Raw genomic sequence first — 20,366 nt, 5'->3', positions numbered from 1 at the left:
GGCGTTATGCGTAATCGAGTATGAAGAAATATACGGCAGATGACATTAAGCCCATAGATTGGGAAGCTCATGTAAGGATGCGCCCTGAAATGTATTTCCCTACCCCTGATGTGGATGCGGAGGAAGTCGCCAAAGCTATTGAATACAGTGCAAAAGTTTTGGGTGCCGTAGAAACAGATTTTAGCGAGATGGATGGCTGGTCTTATTTTTGTGCAGATAAGGACTGGATTTTTAAATCAGAGTTTAAATTCGAATCAATCCACGAAATATTTAGCGGTCCTGGTCCGTTTCCCGAAGTTAAGCGGCAAAATGCTTTTAGGTGTGAGTCTTTGTGCCTCGCTTTTTCTTCGTCTGTATATACTGCCTCGAATGGGGAGGTGATTGTTTTGAAAGGTTCAGCTCCGGCCGGTGCCCTCTTGGAGGCCCATTTAAAAAAATTAGGTGGTTGGGAGCGAGTTGTTGGTTTTAAATTTATTAAAAGCGCATAACAAAAGGCTGTTTGTCGACCTGTATTTGCTCCGGCCTAAAAAACAGGTCTCCGCAAAAGCCGGGCGTTATGCATACAGGGAGTAACAATTGAAGAAAGCACTTTTGATTGTTTATGGGGTTATATTTTTAGCGTTAATACTACTAAGCATATTTGGAATGATGTCACTCGGCGAGTTTTCCCTGTCAACACTTGTAAGTACAGTATTTTCAGCAATTTATTTGACAGGGCTATGGGGTTATACCTTCGGCAAGAAGATATGGACCGCTGTCATTTGGCGGCGATTCTTCTATCTGCTTTGTTTTGGAACAATTGTGACGTTTCTTATCGGTACTTTAGCTGTTGGAGGGCAACAAGCAATAGAAGCCATAATTGGCTTGGTAATCAGTATTCCTCTGGTTTATTGCTTATACCAGTACAGTAAGGGAGAACAGAGCTATTGGTTGAATACAGAGGAAAACCTGAAGGGAAGAATCCTAAGTGACTTGATGGCTAACAATAAGTCAGAGTTGGAGTTGGAAAAAGAGCACGGTTCATCTAAAGCTCTAATAAAGGTTTCAATGGAAGATGATGAGTACGTTGTAAGAATCACTCGACTTAATGGTGATAGTGAAGATTCATTTAAAAACACTTTCGCCAACCTTGGTCACTTGGCAATATTTATAGAGCAATACACCTTCATCAAAATCTCTGATTTTGAAAGAAAGTATGCATAATAAGTTGCTGAAATTCGTTCGTAAACTCACTGGGACAATTACCAGTCGGCTTGGCGCTTCGCGCAAGTATAGCCTACTGGTAATTGCCCCTTAGCAAAGCGTTAACTGTATCTGGGGAGTTATGCGAAATACTGAAAGAGTCAATTCAGAAAGACCGGAAAGCGCATTTGAGGGTGACGTAGTATGGAGCCCTTTGAAATCAATTTGGTTTCTTTCAAATCTACTCGCTGCGTTATGCATCGCTCCTTTCGTATTTTCATTTTCAGCTCTTATCGTATTTGTCTCGTTGACTGCTGTAACACTCTGCTTTGGACATTCTCTGGGAATGCATAGATTGCTAATTCACCGATCTTATGAATGTCCAAAATGGATGGAATATTTATTTGTCTACTTAGGTGTGTTAGTTGGTATGGCTGGGCCAATTGGAATGATGAAGCAGCACGACTTAAGAGATTGGGCGCAACGCCAGAAAAAATGCCATGATTTCTTATTGCATGGATCAAAAATAGTTAAAGATGGTTGGTGGCAGCTCAACTGTGACCTCAATTTGAAATATCCACCTGAGCTTACGATCGAAGATAAAGTGTCAAAGAATAGGTTCTACCTTTTTATTGAAAAATATTGGTTGCTTCAACAGTTAGTCTTCGCAATTCCTCTATATCTATTGGGTGGTTTACCGTGGCTAGTATGGGGTATTTCTGTACGGGTTGTCATCTCTGTCGGTGGTCATTGGCTTATTGGTTACTTTGCTCATAACCACGGGCAACGAACTTGGGCAGTCGAAGGTGCGGCTGTTCAGGGACACAATATTCGTATTGCCGGTTTTCTATCAATGGGTGAGGCGTGGCACAACAATCATCACGCATACCCCGGCTCAGCTATGCTTGGTTTATACAAAGATGAACCGGACCCAGGTTGGTGGGTATTAAACGCTCTTCATAATCTAGGGGTCGTTAAAAACATTAAGCTACCAAAGGAATTACCTCATCGTTCAGAGTTAGTCACAGAAGCTACAGACCTTGATCATCGAATAGAGCGTGTTCCTGAAGAGTGTAAAATTGCAAAATTCATCAGAAGAAACACTTAACAAGCGGCTAGGACTTACCCAAACTGCTAGACATCTAGCTAGTCAATTTATATGATCGATAATCAACAGGTTGGACGCTTATTGACAGTAATAAAGTAACTCATTTTTCTGACATCAGTGGTAAAGTTTTATCCAGCAAGCTTTTTAAAAAAGCACAAAATACTATTGACTTTACTCCTTCGTCGCTTATTCTGGCCAATCAAATTTTTTATTATTAACAGGACGTTAGTGCCATAAGGACTTAGCAATGAGAAAAACAGTTACATTATCAATTTTTAGCTTTTTTTTGGTATCATGTGTATCAACGACTCCCCCTACTTCTCCTAAAGAGCAAATTCAGTATATTGATTTGACCTCAGACGATAAAAAGGAATTAGTTAATGAGTATTGGGTATTAGAAAAAAGACAAGACCCCAAATACCCAGTTGGTGCTGCTAAGGAAGGTCTATCTGGCTGCGTAGAGCTTGTTGTAGGCATCAAGGAAAACGGGAAGGCGGGAGGTTATAAAGTCAAAAAGTCATACCCTGAAGGGGTATTTGAAAAGCATGCAGCAGCAGCATTAAATAATTGGCAGTGGTCAGCTTCAGATAAAAATACTGATAAAGCGCCAGTACTAACTACAATCAAGTTGGACTTTATGGTTAGTAGTTCTAAAAATAAAGCTGAAGCAGAGAAGCAATGTGGATTCCCGCATAAGCAATAACCCTAACCATCTTCTAGGATAAAATACAGTTGGCTTTGCTTCTTATATTAGCCAACTATATTTTCATTATTAACAGGACGTTATTTTTCAGGAGAATAAGTGGACTATTCAAGTTACCCCATCCCAGAATTACAAGAAAGTTTAAGCAACATTGATAAGCATGCCTACCCCGATAGATATCAAAAACTGCTTAATGAATTGGAAGTAAGAAAAGAAGAAGTAGAACAATACCAGCAAAACGAAGAAGACAAGTTCCATATCACAGTACATAGCCGCTTAAACATTCTTGCTTGGCTTCAAGTCATCACTTGCATCGGGTTTTTATATGTTGGTGCTGCTAGTTTATTTGAGCAAGTGACATTATTGAATGTCGCAATCCTCCTAGCGGCCTCAATACTCAATGGGTTAGCGGGTTATTTGCTGCTAAAGAGGAAAAAGTCAGGGTTTCATTTGTCTTTGTTCAACCAAGTTGCTCAGTTGCTGTCATTGAATTTGGGCTTCATCTATTACTCATATTCAGGCCTTGGATACCTAGCGGTTGTTTTACAAGATGGAATATCACTGAAAGCTTCATTATTTGACCCCTCACTTCATTTATTATGGGGGGAGTCATTTAGGTTTTGGCGTTGGTTTAGACTTGGTTTCATTATTTTTTGTGGGTCTATTATGTAGCTGCAAAAATGAACAAGACACCTGGAAAAAATAACAAACTCTAACGTTCACTCGTAAACTCACAGGAACAATTACCTACCGACCCGGTGCAAAGCGCAAGTATCGTCAACGAACGATTCCCCAAAAAGAAGCGTCGGTACATCATGTCAAATTTAACGCTGTCATTTAGCAGTTATTTCAAAAAGATAAGGATATATTGTGGTTAAAAATCATTCCCTTTCAATCATATTTTGTGCGGTACTAGCCGGTTGTGGTGGTTCAAGCGATAAAGCTGAACAACAAGAAACAGTAGACGTACCATTAGATAGTAAATTTTACGGAGTATGGTCAACTGGTCCGTTGGTTCACGTGGCTATTTCAAAAGACTCTATAACAACCTTTGCCTTAGATGAAGAGCGGGGTTGTTATGAATCTGGGCTATTTCAGGTAAATAGCAGTACTGAATCATCATTAACTGCAACTGACATACAGTCAGGCGAACGGGCAACATCTAATTTTCAGTTACAAGGTTCGGATTTAATTATCGAAGAAGATGGATATATGCTCTCTTTTTCAAAAGCTAATTCCTTTAATCCATACCCTGGGTGTGAAAATTTCTACGGTGTAGAAAATGTTGAGGTCAAGCTAGAACTCTCATATTTACCCTCTTACATAACGATTAACCGAGATGCCCAAAAATATGGGTATGTCGAATATGACTATGGAATTAATTTTGATATCAATAAAAATGGTGTGTTGGACTCTGGTGATATCTCTATAAACGTCAAGCACTACAAGGGAGCGGATGACTATACAGATAACCATGAAATTTCGATTGCTGAATTAGGGAGTAAAATTTGGACTCTCTTACCACAGCACCAGACAGGTTCTATACAGCCCACCACTGATAGTAACGAAGATAATAATACTGTGCAGTTAACTCAAACAGGTAACAGCTTAATTTTAAATTTTGATACTAACCAAAGTTCCTTGTTGGCTCACATAAGTGAGGATACTCCTGTGCAGGTAAGTACATACCTTAGTTATCCACAACCTGAGCCCGAAGTGTTAGAAGGTTGGCAAGACGGACCTTGGAACTGGTCAAGTAAGATCCATAGAGATTTCCTTCCAGAGCAAGGTTTTACTCAACCTAGCCTTTACCCTGAAATGGTCATTGATGATGCAACCACAGATTTAACCGAAGGAGAGTCCATGTGGGTCGACATTAAATCAGTTCAGTTTAAATTTACAAAATAACTAATGAAAGTGTGAAGGCAAAGGAGCGAATAGTGAAATCTGTAACTTTATTAATTGTTTCATCAATCATTTGCCTTCCCGCATTTGGAAAAAACCTCTGCGAATATGACGATAAAATAGTCTTTTCTTGTGAGGTAGGGGCAAAAAACATTTCTGTGTGCTTAACCTCTACTGGCTCAGTTAAGTACCTTTTTGGAACTCGGGATAACATTGAACGCCAATTGAGTTCTCCTATTTTCAGTAGCGCGGCTTGCTCCGGAGGGGCTGTTAGTAGGGTAAGGTTTAAAACCGGAAATACCAGTTACGTTGTTTATGATGTTATGTGTAACTCATATCGGATCAACGATACCCTCTGGAGCAAATCAGAATCCGCAGGAGTGATGGTGCTCAATGGGGATAAAGTCCAAGTTAAAACTGCTTGCACTGACTTTGATGATAGTTTGTTTGGCATTAATACGGCTCTATTGCCTAGGACTATTGAAAAAGAAGACTTTGACCATGAACTCCCATAGGTGCAAAGTGTAGGCTCCCTTTGGCAGAAGGGTATTAAGCTTGTGGAGAGTATTGGGTTACGATTCGCGCACTTGGGAAGCCGAAAAATGGCTTTACCTTTACCGAAAAGTTATTGCTACGCTCGGCTTTTATCGCCCTACTCACCCCTTATGACTCAGTGCTCGCAAGTATCTAAAATATCATCCGCTTTACAGTACCTGTGCTCAGAAGTTCTTTGTGTAATGCAACAATTGAAAAATACGGTCTCTAACTATACTTGCCCGATAATCACCACGAGAAATCGCTGCAGAGCTACCAAAACTTTTACGGTTCCAAGTATTCTTAATAAACTCAAATTCCGCATCACGATACTTTACCCAGTTCAACTGCGCAGCTATCAACTCTGAACGTCTATTATCTGGCAATTTAGACGTCATTTCTTGCGCAGCTTTCTCAAGCTCTTTATTCAAAAAGTTCAGGTAATGGTTATAGGCAACAAGATAGTCACTTGTACTATTTTTAGGGTCTTCAATCGCTAACAAATAGCTAGCCTCGCGTTTTACAAATTCTCCAATTAAGTCTGGTGCATCCGGATTATCGATTGCATGTGCCTTTACAACCCCCATAAACAGCCAAAATGCCAGAACAAATTTATAAACTATTCCTTTTTTGGTTTTTATCACTTTGCATAAACTCCTTTACTGTAGCTTTACCATTGTGCCTATCTTGTGCTTCTCAAGCCACGGTTAACTTCCCTTGATATTGATACTCGGCTTTTAAAGCAATCTCTACTTTTTATAAAGCTTTCTTATAAAAAACACTTATATTCAGCCTGTTAGGCATTGCTTTATCACCTTTAATCACAACTTTGTCACTTAATTTCTCGTCTTTATCACTTTTATTTGCGCTCATTCGCGCATCATCCAGAGGTGTTTTACAACGAGAAAAAAAGATGAAAGATGCTCTAATCATTCAACGCTACTTTGTTAAGTTACTCATATTATTTATTTGCTTAATAGGTGCGCCAGTACAGGCAAAGTGGCAACAATTCACCCAAACCGATACGCCCATTCCCAACTTAAAAAATAAACCCAAAATCGATGGCAAATTCGCTCCAGGTGAGTGGCGAGATGCAAAACGCATAGAGGACTTTGTCGTTTTTCGCCCAAATATAGGCGAGCGCCTCGATTATCCGGTACAAGCTTATATCAGCTACGATAGCGAGTTCTTTTACGTAGCGGCGAAGATCAGCCAGCCTGAGCAAACTCTCACTGACAGGGTGCTCACTCAAGGTGAGTACATGTGGCATGAAGATTACTTCGGTTTGGTGTTAGATACCAACTTCGATAAATCTGATGCCTACCTTTTTCATGTCACCCCCTCCGGTGTAAAAGAAGACGGCCTAGTCGATGGCACCCGCTATATTGGCGAGTGGAAGACCCTTTGGTATGCCAAAACCAGCATTGAGGCACAAAGTTGGTATGTGGAAATTGCTATTCCCATGCAGTCCATCTCATTTGAAAAAGATGCCGAAAACTGGGGGCTACAGCTTCGCCATAGGGTTGCGAGCCCGAACACTCAGGTGTACTGGAACCTCAACAACCCCAGCAATTATGCCTGGCATACCAATCAATTGGCGCCCATTAGCGGTTTAACGGGCTTAAAGCAAGGGCTTGGAATTGAAGCAAAGCCGAGCTTGGCCTATAAACGTAACCAAAGTGAGAGCAACTTAGCGCCATCATTAGATCTACTCTATAAACTGACCCCAAGCCTCTCAGGAATGTTAACCCTCAACACCGATTTTTCCGGCACAGAAGTAGACGAAGTGCCGCTTAATACCACGCGCTTTAGCCAATATTTTACTGAAAAGCGCGATTTTTTCTTGCAGGATAGTCAGATCTTTCGCTTTGGCGGTATGGATGATAACTACGCGAACGGTATGGCGTTTTACTCCCGGCGCATCGGACAAGGTAAAGAGTCGAACTTACTGGATATCAATTGGGGGACCAAGCTCACAGGTCAAATCGGCGACACTCGTTTGGGGGTATTAAGCGTCAATCAAGATAGCGATACTTCGCAAGCACAACAAACGCAACTAAGTGTAGCGCGATTAACTCATCAAGTTGCCCCTGCGCATCAGCTTGGCGCCATTCTCACTCATGGCAGCCCAGATGATTCGGGGGATAGAACCCTAGTAGGTGCCGATTACCGCTACCAAAGTACGCTGTTTAATGACTATCCTCTAGTTGCCCATGCCTTCTACCAGCAAGCGGAGCTGGCAGATAAAGTGCAGCCTAACGATGCTGATAAAGCATCATATGGTGCCTCGCTGAGGCTGCTAAACGACGCTTTTTATTTACGCGGGCGCTTTCAATATATAGGTAAAGACTTTAACCCTGCTTTGGGGTTTGTGAATCGCAGAGATTTACGCTACTACGAGAGCGTGAGTCATTATCGGATACGGCCGAAATCGGGTTGGTTAGCTCAGCATATTAATTATTATCAGTTCACTGGTTTTTATTATCTAAGGGAGAACACTGAGGGGCATCGCCAAGGGCAAAGCGTATTTATAAGGCCGCTTCAGGTTGAAACCAAAGGTGATAACTTCTTTTTTCTCAGTCACAACCGCTATCAAAAAGTACTCGAGCGACCATTTAACTTTACCGATAAATTGACCTTCACAGCCGGAGAGTATAACTACAGCCACAATGAGCTCTATTTTAGAACAGCGAACAGTAAACCTTTTTACGTCACCGCCAGACTCGCAAAAGGGATGTTTTACGATGCCGACTTTGAACGAGTCAGCACCACCCTTAATTACCGCCCGAATAGGCATTTGTATTTGGAACTGAGCCGCGATATGTATTACTACGATACCGACACCGCCGCTGATAAGCTCTTCAACACTCAATTACGCGTGAATATCGCCTTTAACACTGAATGGTCGTGGAATAATCTGCTGCAGCATAACACCCAAGCTGACAGTTTTTCGGTTTTCAGTCGAGTGCGTTATGAGCCATCGCCAGACGCCGTGTACTTGCTTAGTCTTAACCGGGGCTACGATTTGCAGCAGGGCTGGCACCAACGGGAGCAAGTGTTTGACGAAACCGCTATAAAAATGGCCTACACCTACAGATGGTAGCGCCACGAAGCTAACAGCTCCCCCCCTTTTTAAGCCATAACCTGTTATCGCGCGTGTGTTGTATACAGATCACTGCTAAACGCACGCGTACCACCATAGACAATTTGCCCATTTTCAACATCAAAGCCATAGTAAGCATTAAGCGGTTGCTGAGTTAACAGCTGCAAAGAGGTTGAATTTATCTTGTAGGAGGAAAGCTGCGCCTCTTTATGGTTATTTAAATACAACACCCCATTATCAATAATGGCATTTGAATAGCTTGCCACTTCTCCTATCGGCTCAGCCTCGGGCAGCCGGCCATCAAGAATCTCGGAAAAGGAAAAACGATACAACTCATTGCTTTGATTTATGAGGTAAGCAAATTGTGGCTCGCTGTTATCGACGAGAATGCGTACCCAAGGAGCGTCTAGCTCAGCCAATAACTGCATCTGTCGGTTGTAAATCCTCACTCGGCGCTGGTGCTGATTCTTCACTGTTAAAGAAAACAACGTCGGGTTAAGCCAAGACAGTGCAAAGCCATAGCCATCTATGTGTGCTCGTTTGGCTATACCGTGCTCTACAATATCCACCAGCCAGAGCTGACGATTATCATGATTAACTACGGCCAGCCTATCGTCTGGTGAAACCGCCAGCTCATTTAATACCATATGCTCGGACATAGGCACTATTTGCTGTGCTCTTTGTCCTGGGGCCTGAAAATAAATATGGTCGCTGCCAGCACGATTGGAAACAAAGTAAATACCGGGTTGAGTGTGAGCGAATGCCGGCAATCGCTCATTGCCATTACTGTTGTCCAGCTCAAATCCAGAGTTTTGCCAGCGAATATCTATGTTTTTATCGTAGGTTGAGTAGATGTAATCTTTCTCATTGGGGTGGCGCGCCAGCGCACAACATAGTCTATCGCCTAAACTGGCGATTACCTGAGACTCACCGCTTTGAATATTCAGCATTTGTAGTTGTGCGGGTTTTGATGCGGAAACATAAATAAACTGATGCTGCGCATGGCCCCAAATAGCTTGATTCAACTGCTGCGCAACATCAATCAAAGGCTCTGCCGCCCCAGTAGCAAGGTCAACCTGGTAAAGTCGACTTTGCCCTTCACTATTATTGGCAACCAATAACAAATTTTTGGCTCCGGGCTTTAAATCAAGATCAACTAACTGCCATTGCTCGGGCAACTCAACTGCCACCGGCTCAAGGCCTTGGTTCAGATTAATTCGATAGAGCCTATTTCTATGCTCATGGTTGCGGGCATGACCAAGCAGCCAAACCGACTCGGTTTGTGTATCAAAAGAGTATCGGTGCGATATTAAGCTCTCGCAATCAAGTATTTGTGCACTTGGTGCAGTCAGTGCTGCACTTTCACGACTAAACGGCACCTTGAACCAGCCGCATTGGTCTTGGTAGTAGCCTTTAACAATCAGTGCGTTGGCGGTTTGAGCAATAAGGGAGTCAAAGTAATAATCTTTACTTTCAATAACCGCACCAACATCGTCATTGTTGTTGTCCAAGCGCTTATGCCATAACTCATTACCATTGGCATAGGTATTATTGATAAAGGTTACAGTGTTCCCTTTTGGCGCCACCACTAGGCTTCTTTTAGCCCCATCAACGCGGGTTAGTACGGTATTTTCACCGTAATTTAGGCCGCCATTCCCTCCATTTTGCCAAAGTAACAACAATACAACCACCGCACAAATTAGTACGGGCAACGCAGCTTTAACGGCAAGGTTGCGGCTTTTGGGCTGGGTGTTGGTGTTAATTTCATCCACATGCACGTTTGTGTTGAGACTATCTTGAGTGTGTACAGTGGCAATAAAGCGGTAGCCCTGCTTTGGCACAGTTTGAATATAACGCGGCGATTTAGGATCATCGGCCAATGTTTTTCGCAAGCTGGCAATAAGCTTATTAATAGCGTTGTCGGTGACTATCACCCCCTGCCAGATGGCTTGTTGCAATTCGTCTCGGCTAATAATTCTATTTGGGTTGGCAAGAAAAAACCGCAACAGCGCAACCATTCTTGGGTCTAAGGAAACGGAATATGCTTGGTTCTTTAATTCATGGGTGCTGGTATCAAACCGATACTCGCCAAAGAAAATACATTCCATTGATGGCTCGAATTGTTCTTTTTATTGCTCCCTAGTCTATAAGGAAGGCGGTTCAATGCAAGCTTAGGTTGTAACAAAATCCTCGGTGTAATCACGCGCTTAGGTTTCAGCACTGAGAATCACTCTTTGGCCTGAAATAAGCGTGGTTGCAGGCTTTAATCAGCATTGCGGCGAAACTCTTGCTCATGGCAGTAGGGAGTTATATTGGTTCTTTAAAGTAATTAAGCCCTAGCTTATTGCGGTTCTTGGGATGGTGAGTAGGTAACTCCTATTTCTGTATTTCTCTCAGCAAAAAGATTTAGACCAAAATATAACCATTCCCACGAGAGCTAATTACTGTTAATGTAAATAAAAAGATAACGACATGGAATGTGTAATGAAAATATGGACGTATCTAGCTAAGTACTTATTCGCAATGAGCATACTTATGGCAAGCTCACATGCGATAGCAACGTTAACAGAGGCATATGCCTGTTCGCGCTGCGATTTGGAGGCAGCCAAAAAAATAGCGATACAAGAAGCCCCTGAAAACAAGTGCAATACCCATAATCACGCTTCGGCCTCTGCTGTTTGTGAACCTATTAGTAAAGAAATAATCGTTCTCTCACACAGCGATAAACGTGCTTACAAATTTATAGTGACTACCGAGTTCGACTTTAACAACCAACCTAAAGTGAGCGCAGGTAGGGAGTCACTCACTCCGAGCGAAGAACTGGCTGCAAAAGACTATTTCACATTTCAAAAAGGCTTTGCGTCAACAATCGTCAACCTCAATGAATCTAACCTTCAAGAATATAAAGAGCATACATTTCAATACAAAGGTGCTGTAGACGAAACTGAAAACTCTTCGTGCATTGATCATCCCATTAATTTTTTCAGAGGTAACGCTCAGAAGAGACAAATTAAAATGGAGTTAGCAGCCGAGCTCAATGAATTTGCAGTAGGAAAAAACTGGCAACAAGTACAAATCGATGCGAGCGGCGATGGCATTACATTAAACAAAGCAAATAACGGCGTTGCAGTTGTTTTAGAGTATCTTGAAGAAAACTTTGTAATCTCTAAGTTTTATGATGCATCAAACTATCTAGCATTTGATGTATATATGAAAACGCCAATAATTACTGACGGTCCTACTCAAATAATAGCCGACTTCAGCTTAAACCAAGGGCAGTCTAGAATCGACGGCTTTACTGTAAATGAGTTATTCCAACCTGATAATGGTGAGCTCAAATTAGGTAGTACGAAAATGTCTAGATGCTGGGACGATTTTATCAGTGATAAAGCAGAAGATATTACTCATTATAAAGGCGCAAATTCAGACTCTGGCACGCTTTTTAAGGATAGACCCGACAATGAACTATGCTTTTTCAAAGCAAAAATAAACATTTGCGCTAATAATACAGAAGGAAATCAACAATGCTGGAAACCTACAATCAGTCGAATCGACAACTGTAATGCAGTATAGAGTTAGACTAGGCAAAGTGCAGCCAACCTAGCGCTCAAAAAAATAGGCTGCATAACTAAAGCAGAGAGTTTTTCGATATTCACACCAAAAAACTAACTCCTACTTGTTTCAAGGCGGTTCTCGGCAGAAACCCGGTAGGTCACAGTGAGCACGCCCGTCGAGATTGCCAGCAAATAAAACATCACTAGACACCAAACCCTAAAACTAATCTAAACAAATAGTTAGATAGCTTGTTAACTTTATACTTCCCTCGCCCAACCGCACTTAAACAAAAGAATATATATCTGCACAGTTGACATACGGAAAAACACATATATGATATTTCACATATTAACTATGAGTAGTGAATATGAGTCCACTCAAACTCTTTAAATGCTTGGCAGATGATACCAGGCTTAAGTCCGTGCTAATTATCAGTCAGTTAGGTGAAGCTTGCGTGTGCGAACTTATGGCTGCTCTTGAGCTAGATCAACCTAAAGTTTCTCGCCATTTAGCTGAACTACGAAAATGTGACATTCTGCAAGATCAACGCCGTGGGAAGTGGGTTTATTATCAACTCCATCAACAACTGCCTGGTTGGGCGAAAGAAATTATCCTCAAAACAGCTGAAGAAAATGCAGGTTACTATTTAGATGCGCTCGCAAGACTTGAGCACCCAAAACAAAAAACATTGCCCTGCTAACTTACCTTTAAACATGCTATGCCGAGAGTAAAACTTAGGAGTTAAGAAGCCATGAACCCCGAAACGACGCTACCAAGTGTTGATACGTCACAGCTCGCCACCCCATCCATTGACAAGCTTCAAAGTATGCTCAGTGATCACGCGCCGCGTATTCTCCTGCTATATGGCTCTTTACGCCAGCGCTCCTTCAGCCGCTTAGTGATTGAAGAGAGTGCACGTTTGCTAACGGCTATGGGGGCCGAAGTGAAAATTTTTAACCCAGAGGGGTTACCGCAGCCTGATACAGATGATGATAGTCATCCTAAGGTAAAAGAGCTGAGAGAGCTGATGATGTGGTCAGAAGGTCAAGTTTGGTGCTCACCCGAGCGTCATGGGTCCATGACTAGCATATTTAAAAGCCAAATTGATTGGGTTCCGCTCAGTATCGGGAGCGTACGCCCAACCCAAGGTAAAACATTAGCGGTTATGCAGGTTTGTGGTGGCTCGCAATCTTTTAACGTCGTGAATCAACTACGCATACTTGGCCGCTGGATGCGCATGGTGACCATCCCCAATCAATCGAGTGTTGCCAAAGCCTTTTTGGAATTTGATGAACACGACAGGATGAAACCTTCGCCATACTACAACCGCATCGTTGACGTTATGGAGGAACTGATGAAGTTTACTTTGCTGCTTCGCGATAACAAAAGCTACTTGGTAGATAGATATTCTGAACGTGTGGAATCTGCTGAGCAATTGTCGCAACGCGTAAACCAAACTGCCATTTAGGAGGTTACATGGGCTTATTTGAACGCTATTTATCCTTGTGGGTCAGTCTTGCCATCATCATAGGTATCGTCTTAGGTAGCATAACCCCAGAGACTTTTTCGCTTATCGCAAATATTGAGTATGCGCATGTGAATTTACTTATCGCTGTACTCATTTGGCTAATGATTTACCCCATGATGGTGCAGATAGATTTTTCTTCATTAAAGGATGTGGGCAAAAAGCCCAAAGGGCTCGCACTGACTTTAGTCATAAACTGGCTAATAAAGCCCTTTTCGATGGCTTTCCTTGGATGGTTATTCTTTAAAATCCTATTCGCCCAATGGGTTGATCCGCAAACAGCCACTGAATACATAGCAGGTATGATCTTACTTGGTGTTGCGCCTTGCACCGCCATGGTTTTTGTTTGGAGCCAGCTCACCAAAGGAGATGCAAACTATACCCTAGTACAGGTCTCCATTAACGACATTATCATGATATTTGCGTTTGCCCCTTTAGCTGGAATGCTACTGGGCGTGAGTGATGTCAGCGTACCTTGGAACACGCTGTTACTGTCTGTAGTGCTGTATGTTCTGATCCCATTAATAGCAGGAGCGATTACACGCAAAAAATTGGATAAAAAGAACGACTCTGCTCAACTAGAGCGGTTTCTGACAACTATGAAACCTTGGTCGATTATTGGGCTGCTAACGACAGTCGTTCTACTCTTTGCGTTTCAATCACAAACAATACTGGCTCAACCCCAGGTGATTGTATTGATAGCAATTCCTTTACTCGTTCAAACCTATGGGATATTTGCACTTGCTTATTTTATAGCAAAGAAGATAAAGCTTCCCTATAGCGTTGCTGCACCGGCCTGCATGATTGGTACATCTAACTTCTTTGAATTGGCTGTTGCTGTGGCGATTTCAGTGTTTGGCCTGCATTCCGGTGCCGCGCTAGCCACTGTTGTTGGTGTTTTAGTAGAAGTGCCTGTCATGCTGTCTTTGGTTTGGTTTGCTAATCGCACACGTCATTGGTTTAAGGAAGAGAGGGCTTAATATATCCCTCTCTTTGTAGGCGATGGCATAGAGCACCGTATTCGCCATGCGTTTAGCTCAGAACCATAATTAAAAAAGACTCGAAACAAGATGTGACCCAAAATAGTTGGAGCAATAGGTAAAGTTATGATCGTTATTCATCACAACCCTGAATGTGGTACATCAAGAAATGTTTTACGTATTATTCATGAGGCTGGGTATAAGCCGGTGATCGTGGACTATTTAACCGTTGGTTGGACCAAGAGCCAACTTTTGGGGCTTTTTGCCGCTGCAGATATAACGCCTAGAGAAGCTTTAAGAGTAACAAAGTCGCCAGCTGAACGTTTAGGACTACTTAATGAAAGTATTTCAGACGAAGACTTAATCTCGGCCATGCTGACTCACCCAATACTGGTAAACAGACCCATTGTATGCTCGCCTAAAGGAGTTAAACTATGCCGCCCTAGTGAGAGTGTCTTAAGTTTAATCGATGTCTGGCCTCAAGGACCCTTTTTTAAAGAAGACGGTGAACAAATTCTTGATAAGCATGGAAACTTAATAACCAACAGTTAGTAGAGATTTATTTCGCTCTCTTACTGCTCACTACCATTGTACTAATCGAAAAATGGTAGTTTTATTTTTAAGCAAAATAACAAGGAAAGTATCAATGTTAGAACAGATAACCCAATGGATTGAGCATACCAACAACGAGTTTTCGCCGCAGAGGCAGAGTTGTTATCAGTTAATGGATAACTTTGCTGATTTTTATCCTACGGCCTTTCTAAATAATGCCTATTTTGTTGTCGTCGATACCCTTCCTAAACCCGACTTCCCAGAGCTTCGCCAACTTGGGCTTGGCGCTTTTATCGATATGGATGCCGCTGGTATCACTTATAACAACACCTATTACTTGCAGCCTCATGTGGCAAAAAACCTCCGTGTTCACTTTCATGAGTTAGTGCATGTTGCCCAATGGCAGCACCTTGGTATAGCGCAATTTATTGCCCGCTATATGCAGGAAATCCAAAGTGTCGGGTATATGGATGCGCCATTAGAAAAAATGGCCTACGCCCTAGATAATCACTTTAGCCTAGATGGCGCCCCTTTCGATGTGCCGCGCTATGTAGCCCAGCATTTGCAGTGCGACAACGCAGACCACACAAAGGTGAGTGAAACGCTAGCTTTTTAATAGCACCTCAAAGCTCGTAAAGACGATGGGCATAGAGGGAGTAAATACCTTCTCACTGCCTGCGAATACCCGCTGGTAGTAGTCTTGGTGTTCGCGGCGCCAATACGCCAATGAACCATCACCTTCGCCTTCTAAAGCAGCGTGAGCCTCAGTGACGGCGGAAAAGCTAAGCACCTCCACCGCACATATACGGATCACGCACTGTGCGTGCCCCTGCCAATTAGTAACAATATGAATATCTCCAACTTGCGGCAGCGGCTCTGCGGCAGCTTCTAACTCCCACAAACTCGGAGCTGTGGCCTGTTTTCTTCCTTCTAACACCCACTGCGCGCAGGCATTGGCGTCGTGTTCGTTATCGCAAAAATGCCAAACACCTTGCAGCCGAGCCTGCGCTCGCGGCTCACCCACAAACGTATCCAGGTAGCGCCGCCATAATTCCTTGACCGATGGGTGGGCGCGCTCAGCAACTTCGGTATTCGCTCTTTCGCTCATCACAGCTCACTAGGTTAGCGTGCTCACAACCCGCACCTCTGTAAGAATGGAATTGGCAATAAAGCATTGGCTATGGGCCTTTTCATGCAGGGCATCTAGCTGCTGCTGTGAAGGTGTCGTGTGGTCGGCAAATTTAACCTCTGGAAACAGGGTTATTTCCGTCATTGCCAATTTACCGGCTTGGTTTTTTGCCATCACGCCTTGGGCATGATCATGATAAGCACTAATCTCCAATCCTGCTTTGCTCGCTAAGGCTAAAAACCACAGCATATGGCAGCTGGATACCGAAGCAACGAAGGCCTCTTCGGGGTCCACGTATTCACTGACCGAGTAGGGTATGGGCACCACTTGCGGTGACGACGAGGCCATAACCTCAATTCCGCCATCAAATTGCCAACGATGGCCTCGGCTATACGTGTTATCTAAAAAGTTCTCACCCTGAGGGAGAGACCATATCACCTTAGCTGTGTATTTTGACATGACTGCCCCTATTACTAATTATGTTCGCCAGTACGTTTAATAACTCGTGTTTTCGCTAACATATCATGCAAGCCTTGATTCTTTTTTGAAATAAACAGGGGCAGTAGTAGCACTATATTCAACGAAACTAACATACAAAAGAGTATCGACCTCAAAAACAACTGCCATATCGAGGCCTTTTTCTCGCTAAGCTCGTCAACAATAACCAGCTTAAATATGCGCTTACCAAGGTTAATGTTGAGCGCCCAATAGACAAAAAAGCCAACTGGTACACAAACAAACATCACCAGTTCGACAGCCGGCGGCTCTTTTATAGTGTTGGTAAACAACAACAGCTCGAGCAGGCCAACAAGGGCTGCTACTACGAACGCTGCATCAATAAAAAATGCCGGTATTCTCAGTGCGGCGGTTTTATTGTCTTTCATTATCACTTTCCTTAGTGTGTCATTATTATTTTGTCCGTACCCGCTTTATCAGGGTTTGTATATGCTCCACTACCCACAGCGGCTGCTCATGGTGTATAAAGTGGTAACTTTTATCGGTCAGTATCGCCTCTCCTTGTGGGAACGCTTGGGCCCACTGGCTATGCAGGTCGCCCCACATTGCTCGGCCTTGATCAGTAAATAAAAGCAGTGAAGGCTCTTCATAGGTTTTCACCGAGGCAATAACGGTTACTGGAATATCGGGTATGTCTGGGTAGTCTGGCAATGGCCGCTTGGACCAAAAATCTAAATACTGATTAGACATGCCATTTTTCATATCATCGCGCTTAACTTGCGCGATTTGCTGCTCAGCGGTGGCCAAGTCAATTTGCCGCATAATATCAACGTCATGCTCGGAGGCCGGGTCAATAAGCATCAGTGCCGCTATTTTATCAGGGTAACGTGCAGCGAACGTGCGCGCGATGTACGCACCATAGGAGTGCGCGATATAAACCACCGGCTCAGTAATGGCTAACGCTTGCAGCAGAGCCAACGCTTCTTGAGCATACTGCTCTGAGCTATAGTGTTTTTTTACCGCACTGGAGCCACCATTACCGACGCGAGAGTAGCGGATTACGCGGGCATGCTCAGCTAACGCGTAAAAGATAGGTTGCCAATCATCCAGCCCGGCAGAGCCGCCGGCTTCAAGTAGTAGGGTAACATCGCCGCTCCCTGCGATTTCATATTCAACGTCATATGCGCCAATTTTCACTGTAGGGTCGTCGCGCAAACCGGCATAAAGCTGGGCGCTGGTGCAAATAAGTAGCAAGCCCAGCAAGCAGTGAGTGAATCGTTTCATTGTTTCTTCCTTGAGCAGATGGCTTGTCAATCCTGCGCTTCCATGGTTAATAACAGCTCTTTAATATCGTCTTTAGCGCCGCTGATGTGGTGATATAAAAACGCACAGGCATCGTCTACGCGTTGCGCGCGACACAGTTTAAGTAACTCACGATGCTCCTCCGGTGCGGTATCTAACCCCCCGGCAAGAAGAATATGCATGCGCACGTAACGCTCTGAATTTTTGCTAAATTGCTCAACTAATTCACGGGTTTGCGGGCGCTGCGCACGGCTATATAATTTGGCGTGAAATGCACTGTTAAGGTGCCCGGTTGCGGCTTGCGTATCCCCTGCTGCCATCGCCGCTTCTAAATCTTGCAATAGCACCTCGGCTTCGCTGAAATCAGCATCGGTGAGCTTAGTTAGAGAATGACGCAGTAGCTCGGCTTCTAACAGTGCCCGTAAGTCAAAAATTTCATCCACCTGAGATGCACTCACCTCGGTTACCGTTGCTCCTTTGTGGGCCTCAAAGTTCACTAACCCTTCAGATTCAAGCTGTAGCAACGCCTCTCGCACGGGAATACGGCTAACATTGAGCTCTTGTGCCAACGCCGCTTGGCGCAGTGGCGCACCTGATTTTAGCTCGCCAAGTAAGATTTTTTCGCGAATTGCTTCAGCAACTAGTTGGGTACGGGTTTTATGCTCAATTGCCATATAAGAGTGTTGGTAGCTGGTCCATGGAATACAGTATACCACCCTGTATTTATCTTGCGAGTGCTATCTATGTACCTGTTTTACAATTAGAAAAATGCGGACAACAGAGGGAGTGTTGGCCGCATTGGGGGACACTTAAAACGAAAACGTTATCGGCTCAGCGCTGCACACACAGTGGCCGCAAGAACCGCCGCATCGCCTCTAACCCAACCGAGGTCGAACGCACATCGGTGGCAGCCGGGTATGGGCCACCATGATTCATTGATTGGCACACCTCTACACCGGTAGGCATTTGCCCATAAATCAATCGCCCTACCTTATAACTTAACCGTTCAATAAGCGGCTGATGCTGGGCTTGTTCACCGTAGATTGAAGCCGTTAGCTGCCCTTCTAAGGCATCAATAAGGTGCATAAGCTGCTGCTCATCATCGTAACGGACAATAAGGGCTGCCGGGCCGAACACCTCTTGATGCAGCATCGGCGTATTGATAAAACCCTCAGCGCTGCAAGTAAACACCTGTGCTTGCGCGTGAAATGGCGCACTTTTATGCCCTTGTGCCAACAATTGTACACCGTTGCATTGGACTAACGCTTTGGTATCTCGCTCATAGGCGTCAATAATACTTGGGCTAAGCAGGGTATCCGATGACGCATCACCTATATGCTCGCGCACTGCCGCGATAAGCTCATCGCTGCCGTGTGTTGGCACTAACCATAATCCTGGGCTGGTACAGAACTGGCCATGGCCCATTAGCAATGAAGCACACAGCTGTTGCCCTAAAGTACGCGCACTTGCCAGCGCCTGGGGTAAAATAAGCTGTGGATTGATAGCGCCAAGCTCACCATAGAAGGGGATCACCTCTTCACGACTATGTATGGTACTCATTAACGCCTTGGCCACGGTTAAAGAGCCAGTGAAACCCACCGCCTTAATTTGCTTAGCACTGACGAGTTGGTGAGCAATACTGTGGTCGGTACCCTGTAACATGGCAAAAGTTCCCTCAGGCATCTGACAGCGGCTTATTGCTTTGGCAATGGCTCGGGTCATCAACTCGCTGGTTCCCGGGTGTGCTGGGTGACTTTTGACTATCACCGGGCAGCCGGCGGCTAACGCCGCTGCGGTGTCTCCCCCGAGAGTTGAAAATGCATAGGGAAAGTTAGAGGCGCCAAAAACCGCCACAGGCCCTAGGGGTAAAAAGCGCAAGGTGGTGTCAGGCTTAGGCAACGGGGTGCGATTTGGCTCGCCTGCATCGTGATAGTGCAAGTGCAAAGGCGCCAGATTGTCGGCTAAGGCATCAGCAAATGCGCGTAGTTGATTCATTGTCCGCCCACGCTCACCTTGTAACCGAGCCAAGGGCAAATTGGTTTCTAGATGAGTGGTATTGAGTAACTCATCGCCGAGCGCTTCAATTTCATCGGCAATAGCATGCAAAAACTCACTGCGCTGCTGATACGAGGTGCCACGATAGGCAATAAAGGCGCGCTCAGCGCTCGCGCAGGCACTCTCTACATCCTGCAAAGAGGCATTGTAAAAGGGTGTGGCCATGTCCTCATTGCGCGCCGGGCAAAAGGCATGAAATACCTGCTGTTGCTCACTTTGCCACTGGCCAGCGATAAAGCTAAGGCCACTCAGGCCTGCTGCATAGTTCTCCATCTTG

Annotated in this window: 22 protein-coding genes; 14 read left to right on the top strand and 8 right to left on the bottom strand. The window is 44.1% G+C overall.

The window, feature by feature from the left end; translation table 11 throughout:
• Nucleotides 1-20: 20 nt before the first annotated feature.
• The 7 genes from FIU82_RS15450 (at nt 21) to FIU82_RS15420 (ending at nt 5,413) form a co-directional block, all read left to right on the top strand.
• Nucleotides 21-488, top strand: a complete 468-nt coding sequence (locus FIU82_RS15450) for a hypothetical protein (RefSeq protein WP_152441533.1) — start codon at nt 21-23, stop codon at nt 486-488.
• An 88-nt stretch (nt 489-576) separates the two neighbouring features.
• The gene (locus tag FIU82_RS15445) at nt 577-1,203 is read left to right on the top strand and encodes a hypothetical protein (RefSeq protein WP_045978943.1); all 627 of its coding nucleotides are present in this window, start codon (nt 577-579) and stop codon (nt 1,201-1,203) included.
• 193 nt (nt 1,204-1,396) lie between these two features.
• A complete protein-coding gene (locus FIU82_RS15440) occupies nt 1,397-2,290 on the top strand; it encodes an acyl-CoA desaturase (RefSeq protein WP_367648287.1) in 894 nt (297 codons plus the stop codon).
• 247 nt (nt 2,291-2,537) lie between these two features.
• Nucleotides 2,538-2,993 (top strand): energy transducer TonB, encoded by a 456-nt coding sequence (locus FIU82_RS15435; RefSeq protein WP_152441531.1) that lies wholly within the window; start codon nt 2,538-2,540, stop codon nt 2,991-2,993.
• A gap of 99 nt (nt 2,994-3,092) precedes the next feature.
• The gene (locus FIU82_RS15430; RefSeq protein ID WP_152441530.1) at nt 3,093-3,665 is read left to right on the top strand and encodes a hypothetical protein; all 573 of its coding nucleotides are present in this window, start codon (nt 3,093-3,095) and stop codon (nt 3,663-3,665) included.
• 198 nt (nt 3,666-3,863) lie between these two features.
• Complete coding sequence (locus FIU82_RS15425; protein WP_152441529.1) at nt 3,864-4,901, top strand: hypothetical protein; 1,038 nt, start codon at nt 3,864-3,866, stop codon at nt 4,899-4,901.
• Between the two features lie 32 nt (nt 4,902-4,933).
• Nucleotides 4,934-5,413, top strand: coding sequence for a hypothetical protein (locus FIU82_RS15420; RefSeq protein ID WP_152441528.1), 480 nt, complete (start codon nt 4,934-4,936; stop codon nt 5,411-5,413).
• Nucleotides 5,414-5,617: 204 nt separating this feature from the next.
• Here FIU82_RS15420 and FIU82_RS15415 read toward each other — a convergent pair whose 3' ends face one another.
• Nucleotides 5,618-6,076: a lysozyme inhibitor LprI family protein gene (locus FIU82_RS15415; protein WP_152441527.1), complete on the bottom strand. Its 459-nt coding sequence runs from the start codon at nt 6,074-6,076 to the stop codon at nt 5,618-5,620.
• 269 nt (nt 6,077-6,345) lie between these two features.
• On the opposite strand from FIU82_RS15415, the gene FIU82_RS15410 reads away from it, so the two are divergent.
• Nucleotides 6,346-8,535: a DUF5916 domain-containing protein gene (locus FIU82_RS15410; protein WP_216651834.1), complete on the top strand. Its 2,190-nt coding sequence runs from the start codon at nt 6,346-6,348 to the stop codon at nt 8,533-8,535.
• Nucleotides 8,536-8,579: 44 nt separating this feature from the next.
• Here the strand turns inward: FIU82_RS15410 and FIU82_RS15405 are convergent, their stop codons facing one another.
• The gene (locus FIU82_RS15405) at nt 8,580-10,643 is read right to left on the bottom strand and encodes a winged helix-turn-helix domain-containing protein (RefSeq protein WP_152441526.1); all 2,064 of its coding nucleotides are present in this window, start codon (nt 10,641-10,643) and stop codon (nt 8,580-8,582) included.
• Between the two features lie 427 nt (nt 10,644-11,070).
• Between FIU82_RS15405 and FIU82_RS15400 the strand changes: the two genes are divergently transcribed.
• The 6 genes from FIU82_RS15400 to FIU82_RS15375 all read left to right on the top strand — a co-directional run bounded on the left by FIU82_RS15400 (nt 11,071) and on the right by FIU82_RS15375 (nt 15,763).
• Entirely contained in the window at nt 11,071-12,108 is a 1,038-nt protein-coding gene (locus tag FIU82_RS15400; RefSeq protein ID WP_138510546.1) for a hypothetical protein, read from the top strand.
• 349 nt (nt 12,109-12,457) lie between these two features.
• The gene (locus FIU82_RS15395; RefSeq protein ID WP_022945807.1) at nt 12,458-12,790 is read left to right on the top strand and encodes a metalloregulator ArsR/SmtB family transcription factor; all 333 of its coding nucleotides are present in this window, start codon (nt 12,458-12,460) and stop codon (nt 12,788-12,790) included.
• Nucleotides 12,791-12,841: 51 nt separating this feature from the next.
• The gene (gene arsH, locus FIU82_RS15390; RefSeq protein WP_138510544.1) at nt 12,842-13,558 is read left to right on the top strand and encodes an arsenical resistance protein ArsH; all 717 of its coding nucleotides are present in this window, start codon (nt 12,842-12,844) and stop codon (nt 13,556-13,558) included.
• An 8-nt stretch (nt 13,559-13,566) separates the two neighbouring features.
• Nucleotides 13,567-14,595, top strand: a complete 1,029-nt coding sequence (arsB, locus tag FIU82_RS15385; RefSeq protein WP_152441525.1) for an ACR3 family arsenite efflux transporter — start codon at nt 13,567-13,569, stop codon at nt 14,593-14,595.
• A gap of 126 nt (nt 14,596-14,721) precedes the next feature.
• Nucleotides 14,722-15,147 carry an arsenate reductase family protein gene (locus FIU82_RS15380; protein WP_152441524.1) on the top strand — a complete coding sequence of 142 codons (426 nt, stop codon included), beginning with the start codon at nt 14,722-14,724 and terminating at the stop codon, nt 15,145-15,147.
• A gap of 94 nt (nt 15,148-15,241) precedes the next feature.
• Nucleotides 15,242-15,763, top strand: coding sequence for a hypothetical protein (locus FIU82_RS15375; protein WP_152441523.1), 522 nt, complete (start codon nt 15,242-15,244; stop codon nt 15,761-15,763).
• Here FIU82_RS15375 and FIU82_RS15370 read toward each other — a convergent pair.
• The 6 genes from FIU82_RS15370 to FIU82_RS15345 all read right to left on the bottom strand — a co-directional run bounded on the left by FIU82_RS15370 (nt 15,752) and on the right by FIU82_RS15345 (nt 20,362).
• On the bottom strand, nt 15,752-16,255 hold the full coding sequence (locus tag FIU82_RS15370; protein ID WP_138510537.1) for an ASCH domain-containing protein: 504 nt from the start codon (nt 16,253-16,255) through the stop codon (nt 15,752-15,754). The genes FIU82_RS15375 and FIU82_RS15370 overlap by 12 nt on opposite strands.
• A gap of 9 nt (nt 16,256-16,264) precedes the next feature.
• Nucleotides 16,265-16,735 carry an OsmC family protein gene (locus FIU82_RS15365; RefSeq protein ID WP_138510535.1) on the bottom strand — a complete coding sequence of 157 codons (471 nt, stop codon included), beginning with the start codon at nt 16,733-16,735 and terminating at the stop codon, nt 16,265-16,267.
• A 14-nt stretch (nt 16,736-16,749) separates the two neighbouring features.
• Nucleotides 16,750-17,160: an RDD family protein gene (locus FIU82_RS15360; protein WP_138510533.1), complete on the bottom strand. Its 411-nt coding sequence runs from the start codon at nt 17,158-17,160 to the stop codon at nt 16,750-16,752.
• 25 nt (nt 17,161-17,185) lie between these two features.
• Nucleotides 17,186-18,016 (bottom strand): alpha/beta fold hydrolase, encoded by an 831-nt coding sequence (locus tag FIU82_RS15355; protein WP_138510531.1) that lies wholly within the window; start codon nt 18,014-18,016, stop codon nt 17,186-17,188.
• Between the two features lie 26 nt (nt 18,017-18,042).
• Nucleotides 18,043-18,708, bottom strand: a complete 666-nt coding sequence (locus tag FIU82_RS15350) for a GntR family transcriptional regulator (protein WP_138510529.1) — start codon at nt 18,706-18,708, stop codon at nt 18,043-18,045.
• 157 nt (nt 18,709-18,865) lie between these two features.
• Nucleotides 18,866-20,362 (bottom strand): aldehyde dehydrogenase (NADP(+)), encoded by a 1,497-nt coding sequence (locus FIU82_RS15345; protein WP_152441522.1) that lies wholly within the window; start codon nt 20,360-20,362, stop codon nt 18,866-18,868.
• Between the last annotated feature and the right edge of the window lie 4 nt (nt 20,363-20,366).

The sequence above is a fragment of the Pseudoalteromonas sp. THAF3 genome, assembly GCF_009363775.1.
GTDB classification, from domain to species: domain Bacteria; phylum Pseudomonadota; class Gammaproteobacteria; order Enterobacterales; family Alteromonadaceae; genus Pseudoalteromonas; species Pseudoalteromonas ruthenica.
This window is presented reverse-complemented; position numbering and strand designations above follow the sequence as displayed.